The 22,927-nt window shown below is 56.2% G+C and carries 20 protein-coding genes; 14 read left to right on the forward strand and 6 right to left on the reverse strand.

All coding sequences use genetic code 11. From position 1 onward, the window contains the following. Nucleotides 1-348: 348 nt before the first annotated feature. From ACX9GU_RS02000 to ACX9GU_RS02020, 5 genes are all read right to left on the reverse strand, one after another. Nucleotides 349-693, reverse strand: a complete 345-nt coding sequence (locus tag ACX9GU_RS02000; RefSeq protein ID WP_021807973.1) for a PTS fructose-like transporter subunit IIB — start codon at nt 691-693, stop codon at nt 349-351. A gap of 21 nt (nt 694-714) precedes the next feature. Beyond that, nucleotides 715-1,611, reverse strand: coding sequence for a [formate-C-acetyltransferase]-activating enzyme (locus ACX9GU_RS02005; protein ID WP_473193706.1), 897 nt, complete (start codon nt 1,609-1,611; stop codon nt 715-717). After that, on the reverse strand, nt 1,577-3,874 hold the full coding sequence (locus tag ACX9GU_RS02010) for a formate C-acetyltransferase (protein ID WP_473193707.1): 2,298 nt from the start codon (nt 3,872-3,874) through the stop codon (nt 1,577-1,579). The genes ACX9GU_RS02005 and ACX9GU_RS02010 overlap by 35 nt, the downstream gene beginning before the upstream one ends. 64 nt (nt 3,875-3,938) lie before the next feature. Beyond that, nucleotides 3,939-4,259, reverse strand: a complete 321-nt coding sequence (locus tag ACX9GU_RS02015) for a PTS fructose-like transporter subunit IIB (RefSeq protein WP_021181481.1) — start codon at nt 4,257-4,259, stop codon at nt 3,939-3,941. Between the two features lie 74 nt (nt 4,260-4,333). Then, on the reverse strand, nt 4,334-5,410 hold the full coding sequence (locus tag ACX9GU_RS02020; RefSeq protein ID WP_473193708.1) for a PTS fructose transporter subunit EIIC: 1,077 nt from the start codon (nt 5,408-5,410) through the stop codon (nt 4,334-4,336). Between the two features lie 361 nt (nt 5,411-5,771). Here ACX9GU_RS02020 and ptsP point away from each other — a divergent pair, with 361 nt between their 5' ends. Together ptsP and fsa are read left to right on the forward strand one after the other, a co-directional pair. Continuing rightward, a complete protein-coding gene (gene ptsP, locus ACX9GU_RS02025) occupies nt 5,772-8,273 on the forward strand; it encodes a phosphoenolpyruvate--protein phosphotransferase (RefSeq protein WP_473193709.1) in 2,502 nt (833 codons plus the stop codon). A 51-nt stretch (nt 8,274-8,324) separates the two neighbouring features. Next, nucleotides 8,325-8,990, forward strand: a complete 666-nt coding sequence (gene fsa / locus ACX9GU_RS02030; RefSeq protein ID WP_473193710.1) for a fructose-6-phosphate aldolase — start codon at nt 8,325-8,327, stop codon at nt 8,988-8,990. Between the two features lie 1,077 nt (nt 8,991-10,067). On the opposite strand, the gene ACX9GU_RS02035 is transcribed toward fsa, so the two are convergent. Further along, nucleotides 10,068-10,904: a dienelactone hydrolase family protein gene (locus ACX9GU_RS02035; RefSeq protein ID WP_473193711.1), complete on the reverse strand. Its 837-nt coding sequence runs from the start codon at nt 10,902-10,904 to the stop codon at nt 10,068-10,070. Between the two features lie 302 nt (nt 10,905-11,206). Here ACX9GU_RS02035 and udp point away from each other — a divergent pair, with 302 nt between their 5' ends. From udp to tatC, 12 genes are all read left to right on the forward strand, one after another. After that, nucleotides 11,207-11,968 carry a uridine phosphorylase gene (udp, locus tag ACX9GU_RS02040; protein WP_024531115.1) on the forward strand — a complete coding sequence of 254 codons (762 nt, stop codon included), beginning with the start codon at nt 11,207-11,209 and terminating at the stop codon, nt 11,966-11,968. A 159-nt stretch (nt 11,969-12,127) separates the two neighbouring features. Continuing rightward, complete coding sequence (locus tag ACX9GU_RS02045; protein WP_473193712.1) at nt 12,128-12,910, forward strand: tyrosine-protein phosphatase; 783 nt, start codon at nt 12,128-12,130, stop codon at nt 12,908-12,910. A gap of 86 nt (nt 12,911-12,996) precedes the next feature. Beyond that, nucleotides 12,997-13,527, forward strand: coding sequence for a DedA family protein (locus ACX9GU_RS02050; RefSeq protein WP_024485458.1), 531 nt, complete (start codon nt 12,997-12,999; stop codon nt 13,525-13,527). Nucleotides 13,528-13,818: 291 nt separating this feature from the next. Further along, nucleotides 13,819-14,601: a histidine phosphatase family protein gene (locus ACX9GU_RS02055; RefSeq protein WP_235784836.1), complete on the forward strand. Its 783-nt coding sequence runs from the start codon at nt 13,819-13,821 to the stop codon at nt 14,599-14,601. A 107-nt stretch (nt 14,602-14,708) separates the two neighbouring features. Then, nucleotides 14,709-16,022, forward strand: a complete 1,314-nt coding sequence (locus ACX9GU_RS02060; protein ID WP_473193713.1) for an OprD family outer membrane porin — start codon at nt 14,709-14,711, stop codon at nt 16,020-16,022. A gap of 142 nt (nt 16,023-16,164) precedes the next feature. Then, nucleotides 16,165-17,712, forward strand: a complete 1,548-nt coding sequence (rmuC, locus tag ACX9GU_RS02065) for a DNA recombination protein RmuC (RefSeq protein WP_473193714.1) — start codon at nt 16,165-16,167, stop codon at nt 17,710-17,712. Between the two features lie 78 nt (nt 17,713-17,790). Then, nucleotides 17,791-18,546 (forward strand): bifunctional demethylmenaquinone methyltransferase/2-methoxy-6-polyprenyl-1,4-benzoquinol methylase UbiE, encoded by a 756-nt coding sequence (gene ubiE, locus ACX9GU_RS02070; protein WP_021181470.1) that lies wholly within the window; start codon nt 17,791-17,793, stop codon nt 18,544-18,546. 13 nt (nt 18,547-18,559) lie between these two features. Continuing rightward, nucleotides 18,560-19,168 carry a ubiquinone biosynthesis protein UbiJ gene (gene ubiJ, locus ACX9GU_RS02075; RefSeq protein WP_473193715.1) on the forward strand — a complete coding sequence of 203 codons (609 nt, stop codon included), beginning with the start codon at nt 18,560-18,562 and terminating at the stop codon, nt 19,166-19,168. Next, nucleotides 19,165-20,796: a ubiquinone biosynthesis regulatory protein kinase UbiB gene (gene ubiB / locus ACX9GU_RS02080; protein ID WP_021181468.1), complete on the forward strand. Its 1,632-nt coding sequence runs from the start codon at nt 19,165-19,167 to the stop codon at nt 20,794-20,796. Before ubiJ ends, ubiB begins: the two co-directional genes overlap by 4 nt. Before the next feature lie 140 nt (nt 20,797-20,936). Continuing rightward, nucleotides 20,937-21,203 carry a Sec-independent protein translocase subunit TatA gene (tatA, locus tag ACX9GU_RS02085; protein ID WP_021181467.1) on the forward strand — a complete coding sequence of 89 codons (267 nt, stop codon included), beginning with the start codon at nt 20,937-20,939 and terminating at the stop codon, nt 21,201-21,203. A gap of 3 nt (nt 21,204-21,206) precedes the next feature. Further along, nucleotides 21,207-21,779 carry a Sec-independent protein translocase protein TatB gene (gene tatB, locus ACX9GU_RS02090; RefSeq protein ID WP_473193716.1) on the forward strand — a complete coding sequence of 191 codons (573 nt, stop codon included), beginning with the start codon at nt 21,207-21,209 and terminating at the stop codon, nt 21,777-21,779. 3 nt (nt 21,780-21,782) lie between these two features. After that, a complete protein-coding gene (gene tatC / locus ACX9GU_RS02095; RefSeq protein ID WP_473193717.1) occupies nt 21,783-22,559 on the forward strand; it encodes a Sec-independent protein translocase subunit TatC in 777 nt (258 codons plus the stop codon). The last annotated feature ends 368 nt before the right edge of the window (nt 22,560-22,927 follow it).

Here is a 22,927-nt window from a genome sequence, read left to right on the forward strand (position 1 = left end):
TGTGAGGGAGCTGATCGGCGTCGTGATCAGGTGTGGGAGTTAATCGGTAACAAAGCCGTTATTTTCGCAGGGATGTGCCGTTTGGGTCCCTTATTTACCCCCATCCAAGGTGAGTCACTACAATTTCAAACACACTCGAGCGGTTCCCTCTCCTTGGGGAGGGTTAGGGAAAGGGAGCTGATCGGCGTCGTGATCAGGTGTGGGAGTTAATCGGTAACAAAGCCGTTATTTTCGAAGGGATGTGCCGTTCGGGTCCCTTATTTACCCCCCATCCAAGGTGAGTCACTACAATTTCAAGCACACTCGATCGGTCCCCTCTCCTTGGGGAGAGGGTTAGGGTGAGGGAGATTACACCACGCGGATATGCGTTTCCTGGGGCGAAGCGGCTGCCTTGCGTACCGCACTGAGCGCCTTCTCCGGCGTACGCAAAAAGGTATTGATGCCGATCTGCACGCAGCGGTGGTGCTCAAAACGCTCACTTTCCGCCAGCAGAATGTCGCTGATCAACAGCACCACGTCGGCCTGGGCAAGATCGTCCGCCGTCAGCGAATTTTCAATCCCCAATGCACCCTGGGTTTCTACTTTGACCGGCCATTTCTCCTGCGCGCACAGTTTTTCCAGCCGCTCGGCAGCCATGTAGGTATGGGCGACCCCGCTGATACAGGCCGTTACCGCTACGAGTTTTATCGTCATGTCAGCCCCTTTTGCTGCTGTTCAACCGCCAATGATCACCCGGTAACCCGCCTGTTGCGCCATCGCCTGTAAGGGAGCGATCTGTAGTTCCGTTGGGGCCGCTACGCCGCGCATGGCATATTCGCGCCCCAGCAGGGTATATTTCGCCTCGCCGTACTGATGAAAAGGCAGCAGATGGATCTCTTGTAGCCCAAAAGGCGCCAGGAATGCCAGCACCTGCGCCATATTCTCCGTGCTCAAAGTGTAGCCGGGTATTAACGGCAGGCGCGGGATCAGGTTAACTCCGCGCTGCACCAGCGCGGTAAAGTTTGCCAGCACCCGTGGCATATTGATGTTCAACTGATGTTTGGCGGCCTCGGCATCCATGATTTTCAGATCGAACAGGACTTGGTCGCAGTGTTCTGCCAGGGCCAGCACCTGGGCCTGCGAGGCATCTCCGGCGGTTTCGACGGCGGTATTGATGCCCAACGCCTGCAAGCGCTGCAACAGTTGGGTGGCAAACTCGGCCTGCATCAGTACTTCGCCACCGGAAAGCGTCACCCCGCCGCCGGAGGTGCGATAAAACACCTCATCCTTAAGGATTTGCTGTAACAGCGCCTCCAGCGTGATGTTTTGCCCGATCAGTTCCATCGCTCCGCTTGGGCACTCCTGTGCGTCGTTCAGGCAGGGCTGGCAGCGCAGGCATTTGGCCTCGCGGCGTACGCGATGGATTTTGCCAGACATCGACTCCGGGTTGGCACACCAAGGGCAGCTATGTGGGCAGCCTTTGAAAAACACCACGGTGCGGATGCCGTGGCCGTCGTTCAGCGAATAACGCTGAATATTGAAGATCCGGGCCATTGGCTCCGCGGGTGTCGCCCGGGAAAACCCGGGCGTGATCAGGTTACAGTTGATGCGCTGTACGGCGGATGATGTCATCCTGGATCTCCTTCGACAGCTCCACGAAGAATGCGCTATAGCCGGCAACACGCACCACCAGCCCGGCGAAGTCCTGTGGTCTGGCCTGCGCTTCCTTCAGCGTTTCGGCATTCACTACGTTGAACTGCACGTGCTGTAGCTTGAGCTTGGTAAAGGCCCCGAGGAAATCGGCCAGTTTGTTCAGCCCTTGCTGACCTTCCAGCGTACTTGGGGTGAACTTCACGTTCAGCAACGTACCGTTGGAGAGCAGGTAGTTATCCAGCTTGCTCACCGATTTCAGCACCGCCGTCGGCCCCTGGCCATCCTGGCCGAGCATTGGCGAAAGCCCGCCGTCCGCCAATTGTTCCCCTGCATACCGCCCGTCTGGTGTGGCTCCCACCACCGCCCCCAATGGCACGTGGGCAGAAACGGTATAAGAACCGGGGGTAAATTGACCGCCGCGCGGGTTACGGTACTGTTCCACCTCTTTGCAGTAAAATCGCAGCAGATCGGCGCTGATAAGGTCAACTTCGTCGATATCATTGCCGTATTTATCGAAGCGGTTGATCAACCGTGCGCGGATCTTTTCCCCTTCCGGCGTGGCGAAGTTGGCCTTCAGCGTGGCCAACAGCTCATCAAAGCTCAGGCGCTGTTGATCGAACACCAGGCCTTTCAGGGCAAACAGCGAATCGCTCAGGTTGGCGATGCCGATACCTTGTACCCCGGAGAAGTTGTAGCGTGCGCCGCCTTCGGTGATGTCTTTGCCGTGTTGCAGGCAGTCATCGATAAAGGAAGACAGCAGCGGCACCGGTGCCCAGTCGCGGTGGCCGATATCGCAGATGTTGCTGCCTTCTGCCATCAGCCGGACATAATGGCGAATTTTTTCGCGAATGTGATCCAGCAACTGTGGATAGGTGAGGCTGGCGTTGCCTTCGTTATCCAGCAGCGTCAGCTCCATTACTTTCAGCAGGTTGAACATGGCAATGTCGTGCAGGCCGTAGGTGCGCCCTGGGATCGACAGTTCAACACAGCCCACCACCGCATAATCACGCGCATCTTCCAGTGAGACGCCACGGTTCAGGAACGCTGGCACCACCACTTCATCGTTAAAGATTTGCGGAATACCTGTGCCGAGGCGGATGGTTTCGGCGGTTTTCAGCAGGAATGGCCGATCGATAAACTCATTCACCCGCACGCCGAGGTTCGGCTGTGGCAGGCGGATATTCTGGTAGGCATCCAGGCACAGGAAAGACAGCACGTTGACCGCGCTGCGGCCGGTTTCCGTCAGGCCGCCCAGCAAGATGGTGTAGCCGGTAGGGAACCCTGCGAAATAACGAGCGCTGGAAGTAGAGCGCAGCAGCACGATGTCGTTGCATTTCACCCACAGGCTTTCCAGCAGCTCCTTCAGGAACGCCGGATCTTGCCCCTGATTGAGGGAGGCTTGATAAAACGGCAGCATGTACTGATCGAAACGGCCCAGCGACAGTGAGCTGGCGTTGGATTCATACTGCAAAATGATGTTCATATACCAGAACAGCTGGCACGCCTGGTAGAAATCCTGTGGCTTGTGGTGGGCGTTGTGGCTGGAGATCTCGGCGATGCGCAGCAGCTCGGCGCGGCGAGTCTCATCGCTGCATTGCTCCGCCATTTGGTGTGCCAGGCTGGCATAGCGCAGGATATGGCGCTGTGAGGCTTGTAACAGCAACAATGCTGCAGCATAAAACGCGTTGTCTGGCTGCTGATCCGTATGGTTTTGCAGTTCGGCTAGCAGGCTATCCAGGCCGTTATTCAGCAGGCGCGGATAATCGATGATGATATGCCCCTGGCCCTTGTCTGTCTGGTTGACGCTGAAAATCTGGGTCTGGGTAGCGGCTTTAACCTCCTCTGACATCTGACAGTTGATGAAATCCTTCATCGAACGTTTTTCCCAATAAGGGTAAAGCTGCTCGCGATACACCTGCTTGTCCGCTTCGGAAATGGCAAAGCGATCCTGCGGACGGGTTGGGAAAGCATCCAGTTCTTTCAGCAGCCAGTAAGGGTCCATCTCTGGCGACACGATCCCGGCCCGCGGCTTCACCGTACGGTTACCGGCAATCAGTTCATCTTCCCGCAGGGTGATTGCCACGTGATCGAGAATATAGGCGGTCGCCTTGGCACGGCGGATGATGGTGGGTTCTCCCTCGGTCTGCCGGTGGCTGGCGGTATAGAGCAGTGCGCGTTCGAGTGAAATTTCACGCGGGGCGGAGAACAGGGCGGCTTTTAGACGTTCGATCCGGGAGAGCATCACATTTTCCTTTTGTGCGGTAATGAGGGCGGGAAAACCCGACACGTCATGCCGGGCTGTGCGGTTAAGCCTTTTGCGCTAAATGGGCGGCAATCTTCTCCATGATGGCATCGGCTCGTTTTACCGCGTCGCTGATGGCCACGCGTACCACGGTTTTCCCTTTAAAACGTTCTTCAAACTTGATGCCGATATCCTTGGTCAGGATCACCACGTCGGCGGCGGCCACGTCTTCGGCCGTCAGTTCGTTTTCCAGGCCGATGGAGCCCTGGGTTTCAACTTTGCACTGCCAGCCTTGGGCTTTGGCGGAACGCTCGATGGCTTCGGCAGCCATGTAGGTATGGGCAACGCCAGATGGACAAGCGGTTACAGCGATAATCATGGTCATGGAAAACTCCTCAAAATGGTATGCGTGTCTTGCAAGCTGCACTGTGATTAGTGGCAGCTTGCAGGCGTATTTATTCAGTTAATTTCGAAATCCAAGTCCAGATCATCCTGGGCGGCTTTAGTAGCCTGTTTCTTGGCGGCAAAGCTTTTCAGCAGGTTAACCAGCAGGGCGGTGACCACCATGCCCACCAGCAGCGCGGCTACGTAGCCCAGCTTGCCTTCAACGACTGGCAGCACAATCAGACCACCCCAACCGGCGTAGCACTGTGCACCCACCAACGCAGCGGTCACGGCGGCGCAGGCAGAACCAATCATGATGGAAGGGATCACGCGCAGCGGATCGGCAGCGGCGAACGGGATAGCCCCTTCGGTAACGCCGACGCAGCCCATCAGCAGTGCAGCTTTACCCGCTTCGCGCTCTTCTGGGGTGTAGTATTTGCGGCCAATCAGCGTGGCGAATCCCAGGCCGAGCGGCGGGGTGGCGATGGCAACGGCCGCGATGGCGACTACCGAGTACACGCCCTGAGCGACGCAGATCAGCATAAAGGCGTAGGCCACCTTGTTAACCGGGCCGCCCATGTCAAACGCCAACATCAGGCCCATGATGATGGCCAGCACTACGATGCTGCCCTGCTGCATACCTTGCAGCCAGTGGGTCAGGCCGTTGGTCAGCGCGCCAACCGGCTCGCCCAGGCCCCACATCATGATGCCTGCGGTAAGCAGGGTGCCGATGATTGGGATCACGAAGATCGGCATCACCGAGCGCAGGATCTTCGGCACCGGGATCTTCTTGAGATAGAACACAATAATGCCGCCCAGCAGGCCAGCGATGATCGCCCCGAAGAAACCAGCCCCGAAGGATGCGCCTACCCAGGCCCCAATCGCCGAGGGAGCCAGCGCGGAGCGATCCGAGATGGAGTAGCCGATATAGGCCGCCAGGAAAGGCACCATCAACGTCAATCCGGCCACGCCGATGTCGAACAGTTTTTTCAGGTTAGGGTCCGTAGCCGCATCGGGGACTGCCCCTTTGCCATACAGCATCACGGAGATGGCCAGCAAAATGCCGCCGGCGACCACAAACGGGATCATATGGGAGACGCCGGTCATCAAGTGCTGGCGTGTGTTTCTTAGAATATTGAGTAGCTCTTTCATCGTTCACTCCCTGGCCGCAACCAGCGTGCTTCTGAGATAAAACCACCGGGGAATGACCCCTGATGGATAAAGGTTGTTGGCTATCACAATAGGCATCTGGCGGTACTATCAACAGTGGATAAAATTGCCATTTACTGGATTTTTGTATTGTCAGGAGAAAAGTGCGATCTAACTCAAAGTGTGCGACAGAATAAACCGGGCTTGTGGCAACGGGCTTTGTGAGCGGCATCGCATTTATGCCGTCAGGATACATTTGTCCAGTGTTTGACATTTTTATCCGATAGCCCCGGGCCGCGCTGCGCTTTTATCCTTGTGGCAAACCGGTGTTGTTCACCGCTGCTTTTGGTATGAGGAAAGAGTGATGGCGAAAATAGTGACGTTTACCTGCGTGCTGCCCAACGGGGTACATGCCCGCCCAGCCAGCCATATCGAAACCCTGTGCAACGGTTTCCGTTCCCGCTTTGAATGGCACAACTCGCGTAGCGGCCTGCGTGGCGACGGCAAAAGCGTGCTGTCACTGATCGGGACCGATATTTTGCTGGGTGATGAATGCCGCATCACCATCGAAGGGGAAGATGAACAGGCGGCGTTTGAGCGCCTGAGCCAGTTTATCCAACATGAATTCCCGCACTGTGACGAAGCGCTGCCACAGGTGAATGACCAGGCAGAGCAGGAGCCTATCCCGCAGTCTCTGGCTAACCTGAACCCAACGTTGGTACGCGCTCGCTCCGTCAACCAAGGCACCGCTAATGGCAAACTGGTGCATCTGGCGCGGGTGGATTTAAACGCCCTGACGTTGCCGCCTACGCAGTCTGTTGAACAGGAGCAGCAGCAGTTGGCTGAAGGGTTGGCGCGGTTTGGCAAGGCGCTGGATCTGCAACTGATGGGCGGTAACGGCACCACTACGGCGGTGCTGGAAGCGCATCGCTCCTTGCTACGTGACGGCGCATTCCGCCAGCACCTGCTTGATGGCGTGCTGGCAGGGGAAAGTTGTGCCGCTGCCATTGTGGCCACCGCGGCCCACTTCAGCCAACAGTTGGCACAGTCTGCCAGTGCCTATCTGCGCGAGCGCGAACTGGATATTCGTGATGTCAGCTTCCAGCTATTACAGCAAATTTATGGCGAGCAGAGCTTCCCGGCGCAGCAGGCGCTGAGCGTTGACAGCATCTGCATCACCGATGAGCTGACCCCGAGCCAATTCCTGGAGCTGGATAAGCGTTATTTGAAAGGCCTGTTGCTGGGCAGCGGCGGTAGCACCTCGCATACGGTGATCCTGGCGCGCTCCTTTAACATTCCAACCCTGGTTGGCGTCGATGCCGCTGCAATGCTGCCATATTTGAATCAATCGGTGCAGATCGACGGTGATCTTGGGCTGGTGGCCTGCGATCTCAGTGAACCGGTTCGTCGTTATTATCAGCAGGAGCAGTGGCTGAGCGAGCAGATCCGCAGCCAGCAAAGCGCCTATCTCGATCAACCGGGGCGTACGGCCGACGGTGTGCGGATGGAAGTTGCCGCCAATATCGCCCATGCGGTAGAAGCAGAGGCGGCCTTCAGCAACGGTGCCGAGGCAGTAGGCCTGTTCCGTACCGAAATGCTGTACATGGATCGCCTGACTGCGCCTTCTGAAGATGAGCTTTACAACATTTACTGCCAGGCGGTGGAAGCCGCCGCAGGCAAGACGATCATCGTGCGCACCATGGATATCGGCGGCGACAAGCCGGTGGATTATCTGAACATCCCGGCCGAAAACAACCCGTTCCTCGGTTACCGGGCGGTGCGTATCTATCAGGAATTCCTGCCGCTGTTCCGCACCCAGCTGCGCTCGATCCTGCGCGCTTCGGCACACGGTCCGCTGAAGATCATGATCCCGATGATCTCCTCAATGGAGGAGATCCTGTGGGTGAAGGATCAACTGGCCGAAGTGAAGCAATCGCTGCGTGCCGGGCAGATCCCGTTCGACGAAAAAATCCCGCTCGGCATCATGCTGGAAGTGCCTTCGGTGCTGTTTATCATCGACCAGTGCTGTGAGGAGATCGACTTCTTCAGTATCGGCAGCAACGATCTGACGCAGTACCTGCTGGCAGTGGATCGTGATAATGCCAAGGTCATCAAACACTACAACAGCCTGAACCCGGCGTTCCTGCGTGGGTTGGATCATGCGGTGCGTGAAGTGCACCGACACGGCAAATGGATCGGCCTGTGTGGCGAGCTGGGGGCGAAAGGTTCGGTGTTGCCACTGCTGGTGGGGATGGGGCTGGATGAGATCAGCATGAGCGCGCCTTCCATTGCCGCCACCAAAACCCGCCTGGCCAAGCTGGACAGCCGCGAATGCCGTTTACTGCTCAACCGGGCCATGGCCTGCCGTACGTCGCTGGAAGTGGAACATCTGCTGGCCCAGTTCCGCATGGAGCAAAGCGATGCGCCGCTGATCACGCCGGAATGCATTGCCCTGGGGGCAGATTGGCGCAGCAAAGAAGAGGTGATCAAAGGGATGGCCGATAACCTGCTGCTGGCCGGGCGTTGCCGTTATCCACGTAATCTTGCCGCCGATTTGTGGGCGCGTGAGGCGGTATTCTCCACCGGACTGGGCTTCGGTTTTGCCATTCCGCATACCAAATCTGAACATATTGAACAGTCCACCATCAGCGTGGCCAAGCTGGCACAGCCGGTCGTATGGGGCGATGAAGAGGCGCAGTTCGTGATTATGCTGACCCTTAATAAACATGCCGCCGGCGACCAGCATATGCGGATTTTCTCCAAGCTGGCGCGGCGCATCATGCATGAAGGTTTCCGTGACGCACTGGTGAACGCAGTGTCTGCCCAACAGGTAGAAGCGTTGCTGAAACAAGAGCTTGAACTGTAATCCATTTTTGGGCGCTGCGGCGCCCTTCATTTTTAGCCTTGAGGAGCAACTATGGAACTCTATCTGGATACTGCCGACATCAATGCGGTGAAACGTCTGGCACGTGTGTTGCCGTTGCAAGGGGTAACAACTAACCCGAGCATTGTGGCGGCATCACGTACGTCGCTATGGGAAGTGCTGCCCGCTTTACGCGATATCATCGGTGGTGAAGGAAAATTGTTTGCCCAGGTGATGGCGACTACGGCCGAGCAGATGGTTGAAGAGGCGATAATGCTTCACCAGCGCGTTCCTGGCCTGGTGGTGAAAGTGCCGGTGACGGGGGAAGGGCTGGCAGCGATCAAAATCCTGCGCAGCATGGCTGTTCCAACGCTGGGGACGGCGGTGTATGGGGCTGCGCAGGGGCTGCTTTCTGCCTTGGCAGGGGCAGAGTACGTGGCACCTTACGTCAACCGCGTGGATGCCCAGGGCGGCAATGGCATTGCTACCGTGCAGGAGTTACAGCACTTGTTAGAACTGCACGCTCCGCAGGCCAAGGTGCTGGCAGCCAGCTTCAAGACTCCGCGTCAGGCGCTGGAGTGCCTGTTGGCAGGTTGTGAAGCTATTACCTTACCGGTTGATGTCGCAGAGCAGTTTATCAGCGCCCCGGCGGTGCAGGCAGCGGTTGAGAAGTTCGAGCACGATTGGCACGGTGCGTTTGGCACTTTGTCACTGAGCTAAGAGGAGATGCCCCTCACCCTAACCCTCTCCCACAGGGAGAGGGGACCGAAAGTGCCACCATTTGATTATGGTTTTCGTCCTCGACATCAATCCTGTCACAGATTAACTCTTGTACCTGAACGCAGCACCGAACTGGCTCCCCCGAACCCGTGTCCAAGAAGCCCCGGTCTTAACATCGGAAGGGGACCGAAAGTGCCACCATTTGATTATGGTTTTCGTCCTCGACATCAATCCTGTCACAGATTAACTCTTGTACCTGAACGCAGCACCGAACTGGCTCCCCCGAACCCGTGTCCAAGAAGCCCCGGTCTTAACATCGGAAGGGGACCGAAAGTGCCACCATTTGATTATGGTTTTCGTCCTCGACATCAATCCTGCCACAGATTAACTCTTGTACCTGAATGCAGCATCGAACTGGCTCCCCCGAACCCGTGTCCAAGAAGCCCCGGTCTTAACATCGGAAGGGGACCGAAAGTGCCACCATTTGATTATGGTTTTTGTCCTCGACATCAATCCTGCCACAGATTAACTCTTGTACCTGAACGCAGCACCGAACTGGCTCCCCCGAACCCGTGTCCAAGAAGCCCCGGTCTTAACATCGGAAGGGGACCGAAAGTGCCACCATTTGATTATGGTTTTCGTTCTCGACATCAATCCTGCCACAGATTAACTCTTGTACCTGAATGCAGCACCGAACTGGCTCCCCGAACCCGTGTCCAAGAAGCCCCGGTCTTAACATCGGAAGGGGACCGAAAGTGCCACCATTTGATTATGGTTTTCGTCCTCGACATCAATCCTGCCACAGATTAACTCTTGTACCTGAATGCAGCACCGAACTGGCTCCCCCGAACTCGTGTCCAAGAAGCCCTGGTCTTAACATCGGAAGGGGACCGAAAGTGCCACCATTTGATTATGGTTTTCGTCCTCGACATCAATCCTGTCACAGATTAACTCTTGTACCTGAACGCAGCACCGAACTGGCTCCCTCTCCCTACACAAAAGCCCATGATATCCTCAGTTTGTACATTGGGAGAGGGTTGGGGTGAGGGGAGATTGGTGACACACTGCCCCTGACGATTACTTCACACCTGCCACGCCATGCTGGCTGAACCAGGCCAACATGCGCTGCCAACCGTCGGCGGAAGCCTCCGCGTTATAGCTTGGCCGGTAATCGGCGTGGAAAGCGTGACCCGCTTCTGGATACACCACAATTTCCGCATCGGCATTGGCCGCACGGATCGCCTGGCGCATGGTTTCCACCGTTTCTTGCGGAATGCTGCCATCCTGGCCACCGTAGAGCCCAAGTACCGGCGCCGAAAGATCGATCGCTATATCAACCGGATGCTTCGGCGAATTCAAGGTTTTCTCCCCCACCAGCTTGCCGTACCAGGCCACTGCCGCTTTCAACTGCGGGTTATGTGCGGCATACAGCCAGGTGATGCGACCGCCCCAGCAGAAACCGGTGATCGCCAACTTGCCGGCATCGCCGCCGTGGCGCGTTGCCCAGTGCGCAGCGTGATCCAGATCCGCCAATACCTGGCTATCAGGCACCTTGCTGACCAGCTTTTGCATCAGCTCGCTGATTTCGCTGTACTCTCTGGCATCGCCCTGGCGGAAATAGAGTTCTGGAGCGATGGCCAGATAGCCCTGCTTGGCCAGGCGGCGGCACAGATCCTGAATGTGCTCATGCACGCCAAAGATTTCCTGCACGACCAGCACAATTGGGAACGGCCCTTGATGATGGGCCGGCTTGGCGATATAGGCTGGCAGATCGTCCCCCTGCGAAGGGATAGTGGTTTCCCCCACGTGTATATCCTGCACATCGGTCAGAATGGTTGAGGTGGCCAACGGTGCGACGGCCGGGGTAAATCCCCCTTTGGCCTGGTTTAACGTCATTTGTTGTTCTGTTTTCATTGATTGCAGGCTCCATGCGTTAGAGAAAAAGCGCGGCAGTTAACTATAGGCAGATTAGCGCTTATTAGCACCGCATGGTGAATTTTCGCGCATGATAGCAATGGCTGCTCAGACAGCAACTTGGTATAAACTGAGTGGAGATTAAGCGTGTCAGGGTTTTTTATGTGATTTAAATCACAAAAATAATGTAGATGAATTTCTGTTTCTTTATTCAAAGTGATGATCATCACGAAATTTAACAGCGATTGTCAGTAGAATCTCTGTTTGTTCCTCCCAAAAACCGTATCCATGAGGAGTCCCCCATGTCTCAGTCTGACGTTTTCCACCTCGGTCTCACTAAAAACGATCTGCAAGGCGCTACATTGGCCATCGTCCCTGGCGATCCGCAGCGTGTTGAGAAAATTGCCAAGCTGATGGAAAACCCGGTTCACCTGGCTTCCCACCGCGAATTTACCTCTTGGCGTGCAGAGCTGGATGGCAAGGCAGTGATCGTGTGCTCAACCGGTATCGGTGGCCCATCTACCTCGATCGCCGTTGAAGAGTTGGCACAGCTGGGTATCCGTACCTTCCTGCGTATCGGCACGACCGGTGCCATTCAGGCCAATATCAACGTGGGCGACGTGCTGGTGACAACCGCTGCTGTGCGCCTCGACGGTGCCAGCTTGCACTTTGCCCCAATGGAATTCCCGGCAGTGGCGGACTTTGCCTGTACCACGGCGCTGGTTGAAGCCGCCAAGGCCAGCGGTGCTACCACGCATATCGGCGTGACGGCCTCTTCCGATACCTTCTACCCAGGCCAGGAACGTTACGACACCTATTCCGGCCGTGTGGTCAGCCGCTTTAAAGGCTCGATGGAAGAGTGGCAGTCGATGGGCGTGATGAACTATGAAATGGAATCCGCCACCTTGCTGACCATGTGCGCCAGCCAGGGCCTGCGTGCAGGGATGGTTGCTGGTGTGATCGTTAACCGCACCCAGCAAGAGATCCCGAATGCGGAAACCATGAAGAAGACTGAAAGCCAGGCGGTGCAAATCGTCGTTGAGGCAGCTCGCCGTCTGCTGTAATCCAAATCCTCGTTAAAAGCGGGCCGTTTGACGGCCCGTTTCTCCTTCTGTTACGGTTATCCCCCTCTGCGTCATGCTGCTGGCCTTCTGTTGTCTGTGTTTGCCGATTGCTGGCTGATGTGGCGGCATATCCCGAGACAATCAATGTAAGGACGTCTTATGACCGCTCAGATCCTGCTCCATCCTTCACTTGCGCCGTTAGACGGTGGCATCAACTTCCGCGATTTAGGCGGCAACAGCGTGGCCGATGGCCGCCGTATCAAACGCGGGCTGCTGTTTCGTTCCGGCGCTCTGGATCGCTTGAGTGAAAACGACTGTAGCTACCTGGCTCAGATGCCAATGCGTTCGGTGCTGGATTACCGCGACTTCGACGAAGTGCAGGCAAAACCTGACGTGCTATGGTCGGGAGCCGACTATTACCACGTGCCGGCCAACCCGCTCAGCAGCGAAGTGAATGCCAACCTTGAAAAACTCACCGACGAAACGCTGGCCAAGTTTGATGCCCGGGCCTTTATGCTGGAGCTGTACCGCCGCCTGCCGTTCAATAACGGCGCCTATCGTCAACTGGCACAACTGTTGGCTCAGCCTGAAGGCGGTGCGATTGTGCAGCACTGTGCGGTAGGCAAAGACCGTACCGGAGTTGGTTCGGCGATGGTACTGCTGGCGCTGGGTGCGGATGAGGCTACGGTAATGGAAGATTATCTGCTGACGGAAACCACGCTGGCGAGCTACCGTGAACACATGCTGGATCAGATCTCCAGCCGCCTGAACGACGCCTCGGTGGCGCAGTTTGCCTATGTGCTCAGCGCACGTGAAGAGTTCCTGGCGACCGCGTTGGGTTGCATTCATGAGCAATATGGTTCCAGCAGCCGTTGGTTGGAAGCCGAATATGGTCTGGGGCAAAGCCAGCTCGAGACGTTGCAGGCGCTCTATCTGGAATAACGGCACCATGTTTAACCGGGGTTTAACCAGTGAGGTGGGGTACTGCGTATCTTTGAGGTCGGATCCGTTCTCAAAAGGGGCAGGCTATGAACCTCAATGACGTGATTAACTGGGTTAGCGAAACAGTGCGCCAGCATGAAGCCTGGGCGATCCCGATCGTCTTCTTCCTGGCGTTTGGCGAGTCGCTGGCCTTCCTCTCGTTGTTGCTGCCTGCCACGGTTATTCTGCTGGGGTTGGGGGCGTTGATTGGCGAGAGCGGCATTGCCTTCTGGCCGATCTGGGCGGCGGCGGCGGCCGGTGCCTTCTTTGGTGACTGGCTCTCCTATTGGGTAGGCTATCACTATCAGGGGCGTGTAGCCCATATGTGGCCGCTGTCACGCAATCCACAGCTGTTGGTGCGTGGCCATGCATTTTTTGAGCGCTGGGGCGTGCTGGGCATCTTCTTTGGGCGCTTCTTCGGGCCGTTGCGCGCCGTAGTACCGCTGGTGGGGGGCATCTGTGCCATGCCGCAAACCGCGTTCCAGATTGCCAATGTGGCCTCGGCAATGGTCTGGGCCTTCGGCATCCTGGCGCCAGGCGCCTTTGGTATCAAATGGTTTACCCAGTGGATGGCATGAACCGGTGCCTTGCCAATAACCGCATATTTTAATTATTCCGCGTCACAGTGAGAATTCGATCACGAATTTATCCTTAACCGGCGTTTTTTAATTCCCTTATTTTTTTAACAGTGTTATTTTCCCAATAAGTGGATTGTTACTGTGAATAAACAGGCAAAACCCAAACCCGTTGACGAACCAATGTCATGGGTTTGGGTTTTTTTTCGCCCTTATTTTGGCAAATGATCTGCCGATGATTAAAAAAATTAACCTATAGGCGTTATTTTGTTCACTAAGGAAAAACTAATGAAAATTAAAACCTGGCTACTGGCCTCCGTACTTGCCGTTTCCTCTGCTGCAGCCTTCAACGTAACTGCCGCGCAAAGCGACAGCGTCGATATCTATTTTGCTCGCCACGGTAAAACGCTGCTCAATACCTACGATCGCGTGCAGGGCTGGGCTGACTCACCGCTGACACCGGCCGGGATCGAAACCGCACGCTATCTGGGTGCCGGGTTGAAGGGGATCCCTTTCGATAGCTTCTACACCAGCGACGCTGGCCGCCAGCGGGAAACGATGCAGGTGATCCTCAAGGAAATGGGCAAGTCGGACGCCAAGGTCACGGAACTGACCGACCTGCGCGAAATGTTCTTCGGCGGTTTTGAAGGGCGTGCTAACGCAGAAATGGCCGACGCTGCGGCCAAGAAGCTGGGCCTGGCCTCGGGTGCCGAGATGTTCAAGCAAATGGGCGAAGGCAAGATCAGCCTGATCCCGATGGTGGATGCCATTACACAAAGCGATGATAAGCAAGAGGCGGAAAGCGCGCAGCAGGTCAAAACCCGTATGCAACGAGCCTTGCATACCATGGTGCAGAATGCGGTAAAGAATGGGGATAAAAACATTCTGGCGGTCTCTTCCGGGCTCTCGATGCAGATGATGATTTCCGATATGACCGATAATCCGAACAAAAATAAGCCACTGACTAATGCGGCCGTCGTCAAGATGACTTATAAAGACGGGAAATATACCGTAACCGATATTGGCGATATGACTTATGTCGCTAAAGGGAAAGCGTTACTCAATAAAGCACCTTGATTATTACCCAATAAAATAACCCACCCTTTTGGCTCGGGGATATTATCTGGGGCGATAGCATATCGCCTCGGCAGGGATTTTCTATACCTTTTTCGGGGATAACAATAATGAAACGTTCTGCTTTAAGCTGTCTGGTCGCTATTTCGCTATTCTCTACCGCGGCCCAGGCCAGCGTTGATGACGTCCTGAATTCGCCCTTTTTCAGCGACAGCCATGCTGAACTGTCGCTGAAAAACTACTGGAAGTACCTCAAGGAAGATGCCGCCAACCCAAAAGAGGTGCATAACGCCTGGGGGCAAGGGTTGGCACTGGGCTATCAGTCCGGCTATCTGGCGGACTTTATCGGCGTTAATCTCGATTACTACAGCGCGGTAAAGCTGGGTGCCAGTGATTACTTCAATACCCGTGGGGTCCTGTATAACAACGGCCCTGGCAACCGCAAAGAAAACGCTGCTGGCTACAGCAAGGTGGGCCAGCGCTATATCAAGCTGAAAGGCGACGTGGGCGGCGCGGCGCTGAATGCGCAGGCAGGCTGGCAGGTGCTGCGTAACTACGGCGTGATTTCCACCTCTACTCGCCTGTCGCCGACGACTTACCTGGGGTGGTCCGGAGGCGTGTCCGGTGCAGGGCTCTCTTTGCGCGGCGCGTATGTTGAACGTTCGATGGATCGTAGCTCACCCGACAGCCTGCGTTTGCAAACTAACGATGGTCGCTATATCAACCATCTTGCCAGTGCCGAGCTGGGTTATGAGAATAAAGCATTTAACGGTCAACTGGCCTACGGAGAATCTCAGGACTATCTGCGCCGTCAGATCTTGCGTATGAGCTACAAGGTCGATGAGAAACTCAGCCTGGGCAGCCAGATTTACACCACTCAGGCGCTGGATGACTATAAACAGATGGCGCTGAGCAAGCGCAACTTCGATCATAACGCCAACCACTATGCGCTGGATGCCAAATGGCAGGAGCCGCTGTGGAGCGTCAAGGTCGGCGTCGCCCATACGCGAGCGCCGAAGGGAGAGGGCCAGCTTGGCTTCTACCCGCGCCATATGTCAAAAAACTCACGCGGGACCTTCACCTCCATGGCCTATGCTGGCGAAGACTATATGCGCGATGGCGAAACCATGCTGGCCACCATGGCCGAATACCGCATCACGCCTGAGTTTACCGCCGGGCTGGCGGGCAACGTTGGCCAGTTCAGCTACCAGGGCGCAGCGGTGCGTACCGGTGAGATCAACGTCTTTGGCCGCTGGGCTCCCTCCCATCCCAAGCTGAAAAACCTGACGGTATTCGCCATGGCCGGGCCGGGCTGGTCTTATAAGAACAGCAATAAAACGCCGATACTGGTGGATGGGCATTCCCAGACCTCCCACTCGCTTTCCACCGAGTTTATCGCCGAATACCGTTTCAAACTGTTTTAACCTGCCTTATTAGCGCGGTACCTCCGTGGTTACCGCGCTCACTTCCACATAAAAACAGACTGGACATCCATACAGGCTCCCTTTAACGTGGCAGGCAACAGGCGTAAAACGCGCCGCAAGTGCATGCATGACAGGAGGCAGGGTGGATACCAGTTTGGTTTACGGTATTGGTGGCGTAGCGATAGGTTTACTGCTGGGGTGGCTGATCGCCAGCCTGCGTGCGCAGCAGCACGGTGCGCAACATGAAACCGACATGCGTCTGCTGGAACAGTCTTTACAGCAGGCACAGCTTGAAACTGCCTCCCGCCAAGAGACGCTGCAACGCCAGGAACAGCTGCTGCGGCAAAACGATCTGGAACTGCGCACCCTGCACAGCCAACTGGCCGCCGGGCAGGAGAGGCTGCAACAGCTCAACCATTGGCGCAATGAATGTGAATTGCTGAACCAGGAGCTACGCGCACAGCGTGAAGTCAACAGCGCTCAGGAAGCGGAACTGCGTGAGGTGACGATCCGCCTGGAAGAGACTCGGATGGCCGCAGAAGAGAAACAGCGGCTGTTGATCAGCAGTGAACAGCGTTTGACCACCCAGTTTGAGAATCTGGCCAACCGCATTTTCGAAAACAGCGGCCGTAAGGTAGATGAGCAAAATAAGCAAAGCCTGGATCGCCTGTTGCTGCCGTTACGCGAGCAGTTGGATGGTTTCCGCCGCCAGGTGCAGGACAGTTTTGGCCAGGAAGCCCGCGAACGCCATACATTGACGCACGAAATCCGTAATCTGCAACAGTTGAATGCGCAAATGGCTCGCGAGGCGCTCAACCTCACCAAGGCGCTAAAAGGCGATAACAAAACCCAGGGCAACTGGGGCGAGGTGGTGCTGAGCCGCGTGTTGGAAGCCTCTGGCCTGCGTGAAGGGCATGAGTATGAGACGCAGGTCAATGTGCGGCTGGATAGCCAAAGCCGCATGCAGCCAGACGTGATCGTGCGTTTGCCACAGGGTAAGGACGTGGTGATCGACGCCAAAATGTCGCTGGTGGCCTATGAGCGTTACTTCAACAGTGAAGATGACTTCGAACGCGAAGCGGCGTTGACCGAACATATCACTTCGCTGCGCGGGCACATCCGTGTGCTGGGCCGTAAAGATTATCAACAGTTACCTGGCCTGCGTTCGCTGGATTATGTGCTGATGTTCATTCCTGTGGAGCCGGCCTTCCTGCTGGCCATCGATCGTGAGCCGGAGCTGATTAGCGAGGCATTGCAACATAACATCATGCTGGTCAGCCCGACCACCTTGCTGGTGGCGCTGCGTACCATTACCAACCTGTGGCGCTATGAGCACCAGAGCCAGAACGCCCAGCGGATCGCCGATCGTGCCTCCCGGCTGTATGACAAGATGCGCCTGTTCGTTGACGATATGTCGGCCCTGGGGCAGAGCCTGGATAGGGCGCAGGGCAGTTATCACCAGGCGATGAATAAACTGAGCGAAGGCCGTGGTAATCTTATCGGCCGGATCGAGGGCTTCCGCGCGCTTGGGGTTGAGATTAAACGTCCCATCAACCCGCTTTTGGCGCAGCAGGCATCGGAACAACAGGATGATGAGCTGTTCTCTGAGCCAGACGAGGATATCGCCTCGCTGCCGGGGGAAGAGAACGACGATAGCAACGAAGAACCACATCGCGCATCGCACGGATGATGCCGTTGCAAGGTGGGGTATTACGCGGCTTTCTGATACACTCCACGACACTAAATTGACTGAATGGCAGGCAGGACAATGGCAGATCAAGCGCAGGAAACCACCGATTTTGGCTTTCGTACCGTAGCAAGAGACGAGAAGCAGGCCATGGTGGCCAACGTTTTTCACTCGGTAGCGGCAAAATATGACGTGATGAACGACCTGATGTCGTTTGGTATCCATCGTATCTGGAAGCGTTTTACCATCGATTGCAGCGGCGTGCGCCGCGGCCAGCGCGTGCTGGATCTGGCCGGTGGTACTGGCGATCTGGCCGCCAAGTTCTCCCGCATGGTGGGTGAGCAGGGGCAGGTGGTGCTGGCGGATATCAACGATTCCATGCTCAAGATGGGGCGCGAAAAGCTGCGCGACCACGGCATCGTTGGCAATATCAGCTACGTGCAGGCCAACGCCGAAGCGCTGCCGTTCCCAGATAACTATTTTGACTGCATCACCATTTCCTTTGGCCTGCGCAACGTCACCGACAAAGACAAAGCGCTGCGCTCGATGTTCCGCGTGCTGAAACCGGGGGGCCGCCTGCTGGTGCTGGAATTTTCCAAGCCGCTGCTGGAGCCGCTGAGCAAGGCTTACGACGCCTATTCCTTCCACGTGCTGCCAAAAATTGGTGAGCTGGTGGTGAAAGATCCGGACAGCTACCGCTATCTGGCAGAATCGATCCGCATGCACCCCGATCAGGAAACCCTGAAGGGTATGATGGCTGCGGCCGGCTTCGAGAACGTCAACTACTTCAACCTGACCGGCGGTATCGTGGCGCTGCACCGGGGCTTCAAGTTCTGATATGGAAATGCCGATGCTGCTAACCCCGTTACTGACCGGCGTGCTGGAAACCTCGCTCAATAGCCTGCTGTTTCGCGATCGCAGCATGAAAACCGCCCGCCAACGGCTGGCGGGTAAAGTGTTACGTATTGAGCTACAGGAACTCTCTTCGCCGTTGGTACTGCTGTTCAGCGAACAGCGCGTGGATGTGCTCGGCCAATCAGAAGATAAAGCCGACTGTACGGTGCAAACCCGCGTACCGGTGCTGCTGAAACTGCGCGATCGTCAGCAACTTTCCCCGCTGATGCGCAGCGGCGAGCTGATCGTCGAAGGCGATATTCAGGTGGTACAACAGCTGGTCGGCTTGCTCGATCTGGCAGAGTGGGATCCGGCGGAATGGCTGGCGCCTTATGTGGGCGACATCGCCGCGCAAGGGGTTAGTCAGATCGTCGGCAAAGGTTTGGGCCTGCTGAAATCCGGTTTGCAGAGCCAGCAACGCTACGTGGCCGAAACGCTGACCGAAGAGTGGCGTATGGCTCCCGGCCCGCTTGAAGTGGTGTGGTTTAACGAAGAGGTTGATGCCACCGTTCGCAGTGTGGACGCACTGATTGCTCGTCTGGACAAGTTGGAGGGTAAGCGATGACCCCTGGCGAAATTTGCCGCCTGTATTTGATCGTGCGCGTTTTCCTGAGCTATGGACTGGATGAACTGATCCCCAAGATGCGCTTGACGCTGCCGCTGCGCATTGGCCGTCGCCTGCTGTTCTGGATGCCGAACCGTCATAAAGACCAGCCGTTGGGCGAACGCCTGCGCCTGGCGCTGCAAGAGCTGGGCCCGGTGTGGATCAAGTTCGGCCAAATGATGTCGACCCGCCGCGATCTGTTTCCACCCCATATTGCCGACCAGCTCACGCTGTTGCAGGACCGAGTAGCGCCGTTCGATGGCGCGCTGGCGCGTAAGCATATCGAGTTGGCGATGGGTGGCCCGCTGGAAACCTGGTTTGATGACTTTGATCAGCAGGCGCTGGCGTCGGCTTCGATTGCCCAGGTGCATACCGCCCGGCTGAAAACGACCGGCCAAGAGGTGGTGCTGAAGGTGATCCGCCCGGATATTGGGCCGATTATCAAAGCCGATGTGCGCCTGATGTATCGCCTGGCTGGCTGGGTACCCAAGCTGATGCCGGACGGTCGCCGTCTGCGCCCGCGCGAAGTGGTGCGTGAATATGAGAAAACCCTGCTCGATGAGCTGAACCTGCTGCGTGAAGCGGCCAACGCCATCCAGCTGCGCCGTAATTTTGACGGTAGCCCGATGCTCTACGTGCCAGAGGTTTACTCCGATTACTGCCGTGAAAGCGTGCTGGTGATGGAGCGGATTTACGGTATCCCGGTGTCGGATATTGCGGCTCTGGAACAGCAGAACACCAATATGAAACTGCTGGCCGAGCGTGGCGTCCAGGTGTTCTTTACCCAGGTATTCCGTGACAGCTTCTTCCATGCCGACATGCACCCAGGCAATATTTTCGTCAGCTATGAGCACCCGGAAGATCCGTGTTATATCGGCATCGACTGCGGTATCGTGGGTTCTCTGAACAAAGACGACAAGCGCTATCTGGCGGAAAACTTTATCGCCTTCTTCAACCGTGACTACCGTAAGGTGGCGGAGCTGCACGTTGATTCTGGCTGGGTACCGCGTGATACCAACGTGGAAGATTTTGAGTTTGCCATCCGTACCGTCTGCGAGCCGATCTTTGAAAAACCGCTGGCGGAAATTTCGTTCGGCAACGTGCTGTTGAACCTGTTCAATACCGCACGCCGTTTCAATATGGAAGTGCAACCGCAACTGGTATTACTGCAAAAGACGCTGCTGTACGTTGAGGGCCTTGGCCGCCAGCTCTATCCGCAACTGGATCTGTGGACCACGGCGAAGCCGTTCCTGGAAAGCTGGCTGCGGGATCAGGTGGGCATTCCGGCGGTGATCCGCGCGCTGAAAGAAAAAGCGCCGTTCTGGGCCGAGAAACTGCCGGAGTTACCAGAGCTATTTTATGACAGCCTGCAACAGCATAAACTGTTGCAGCAAAGCGTCGATAAATTGACCGGTCAGATGCAGGCGCAACGCGTTCGGCAAGGTCAATCACGGTATTTGTTCGGGGTTGGCGCTACACTGTTAGTCAGTGGTACGATTTTGCTGCTGGGAGGCGTAGAGGTGTTCCCTGCCTGGATGATGGCCGCAGGCGTAGTGGCCTGGGTCGTCGGTTGGAAACGTACCGTCTGAATAAATTAACCATCAGGTTAAGCGTTGTCGCTGTAGCCCTGCAAAAACGGGGCATATCCAACACAAAGATGAAGGGTATATAATGCGGCAACTTGAAAGACAACGGGTATAGACCCTTTTATAAACCAGAGGTAAGTACAATGGGCGGTATTAGTATTTGGCAATTGTTGATCATCGCGGTGATCGTGGTACTGCTGTTTGGTACCAACAAACTGCGTACGCTGGGTTCCGATCTCGGTGCATCAATCAAGGGCTTCAAAAAAGCGATTGGCGACGACAACAGCACAGCGCCAACCAACACGACTGAAAAAACCAACCACGATGCAGACTTTGCGGCTAAGCCTATCACCGATAAGCAGCCGGAAGTGAAAGCAGCGGAAGAGTCGAAGAACAAAGAGCAGGTATAAACCGTGTTTGACATTGGGTTTGGTGAACTGCTGCTGGTACTGGTGATTGGCCTGGTGGTACTTGGGCCAGAACGGTTACCAGTGGCGGTCAGAACCGTTGCGGGCTGGATCCGAGCGCTGCGCTCTCTGGCGGCTTCGGTGCAGAATGAGCTGACGCAGGAATTGAAGCTGCAAGAACTGCAGGAAAGCCTGAAGAAGGCGGAGAAAGCGGGCTTGCAGAATTTAACGCCGGAACTCAAAGCGTCAATGGATGAGCTGAAAGAGGCGGCTGAGTCGCTGAAACGTTCTTATCACGTCGATAAGGACGAGCCGCCGCATACCATCCACAATCCAGTGGTCACCGATCCTGAAGCCATTCACGACGGCGTGACGCCGGCGGAAGCAGCGACTACCGCTTCGGCACCTGTTGCTACACCGCAGCCCACGGAACCTGCGCCAGTCGTGCAAAGTGAGCCGGTGGTGCCAACCGTGGCTCAGGCAACGGTCGTGGATCAGCAAAACCCTGCAAAGCAGGCCATCCCAGCGCCTGTGGCGGATAAATCCCCTGCGTCTCAACAACCTAGTGGCGAACGTTAAAACATGTCCGTTGAAGATACCCAACCGCTTATCAGTCATCTGATTGAACTGCGTAAGCGGCTGTTGAATTCGATCATCAGCGTGCTGGCGATCTTTATCGTGTTGGTGTTTTTCGCTAACGATATTTATCAGATCGTCTCTGCACCGCTGATCGACCAGTTGCCTGCCGGGGCGAGCATGATCGCCACTGACGTGGCTTCACCGTTCTTTGCTCCGATCAAGTTGACGATGATGGTTTCGGTGATCGTTGCCGCGCCTTTCATTCTGTATCAGGTCTGGGCCTTTATCGCTCCTGCGCTGTACCAGCATGAACGCCGCCTGATGATGCCGTTGCTGGTCTCCAGCAGCCTGTTGTTCTATCTGGGGATGGCATTTGCCTACTTTGTCGTGTTCCCGTTGGCCTTTGGCTTTTTTGCCAAAACTGCACCCATCGGCGTCACGATTGCGACCGATATCAGCAACTACCTGAGTTTCGTCATGGCGCTGTTTATGGCGTTCGGCGTGGCTTTTGAAGTGCCGGTTGCCATTATTCTGCTGTGCTGGAGCGGTGTTACTACGCCAGATGACCTGCGTAAGAAACGCCCGTATGTGCTGGTTGGTGCTTTCGTGGTCGGCATGCTGCTGACGCCGCCGGACGTGTTCTCGCAAACCTTGTTGGCGATCCCGATGTACCTGCTGTTTGAGGTCGGGGTATTCTTCGCCCGCTTCTATGTCGGGAAGCGGCGCAAGCCGGTAGAGGAAGAAGAGGAAGGCGAAGAGCCACCAGCGCCCTCACCCTAACCCTCTCCCACAGGGAGAGGGGACCGATCGAGTTCGTTGATTGCTTTGCGTACTACCTTGTCTTGCTGGTTGTTTTCCGAAGTTGCACGGGCTAGCTATGTGCGCGGGACATCTCTCTCTCCCTGAGGGAGAGGGGTGGGGAGAGGGGACCGATCGAGTTCGTTGATTGCTTTGCGTACTACCTTGCCTTCCTGGTTGTTACCCCCTACTTTCCGAAGTTGCACGGGCTAGCTATGTGCGCGGGACAGCCCCCTCTCCCTGAGGGAGAGGGTTGGGGTGAGGGGACCGATCGAGTTCGTTGATTGCTTTGCGTACTACCTTGTCTTTCTGGTTGTTTTCCGAAGTTGCACGGGCTAGCTATGTGCGCG

The organism is Serratia sp. K1WW1, assembly GCF_055790865.1.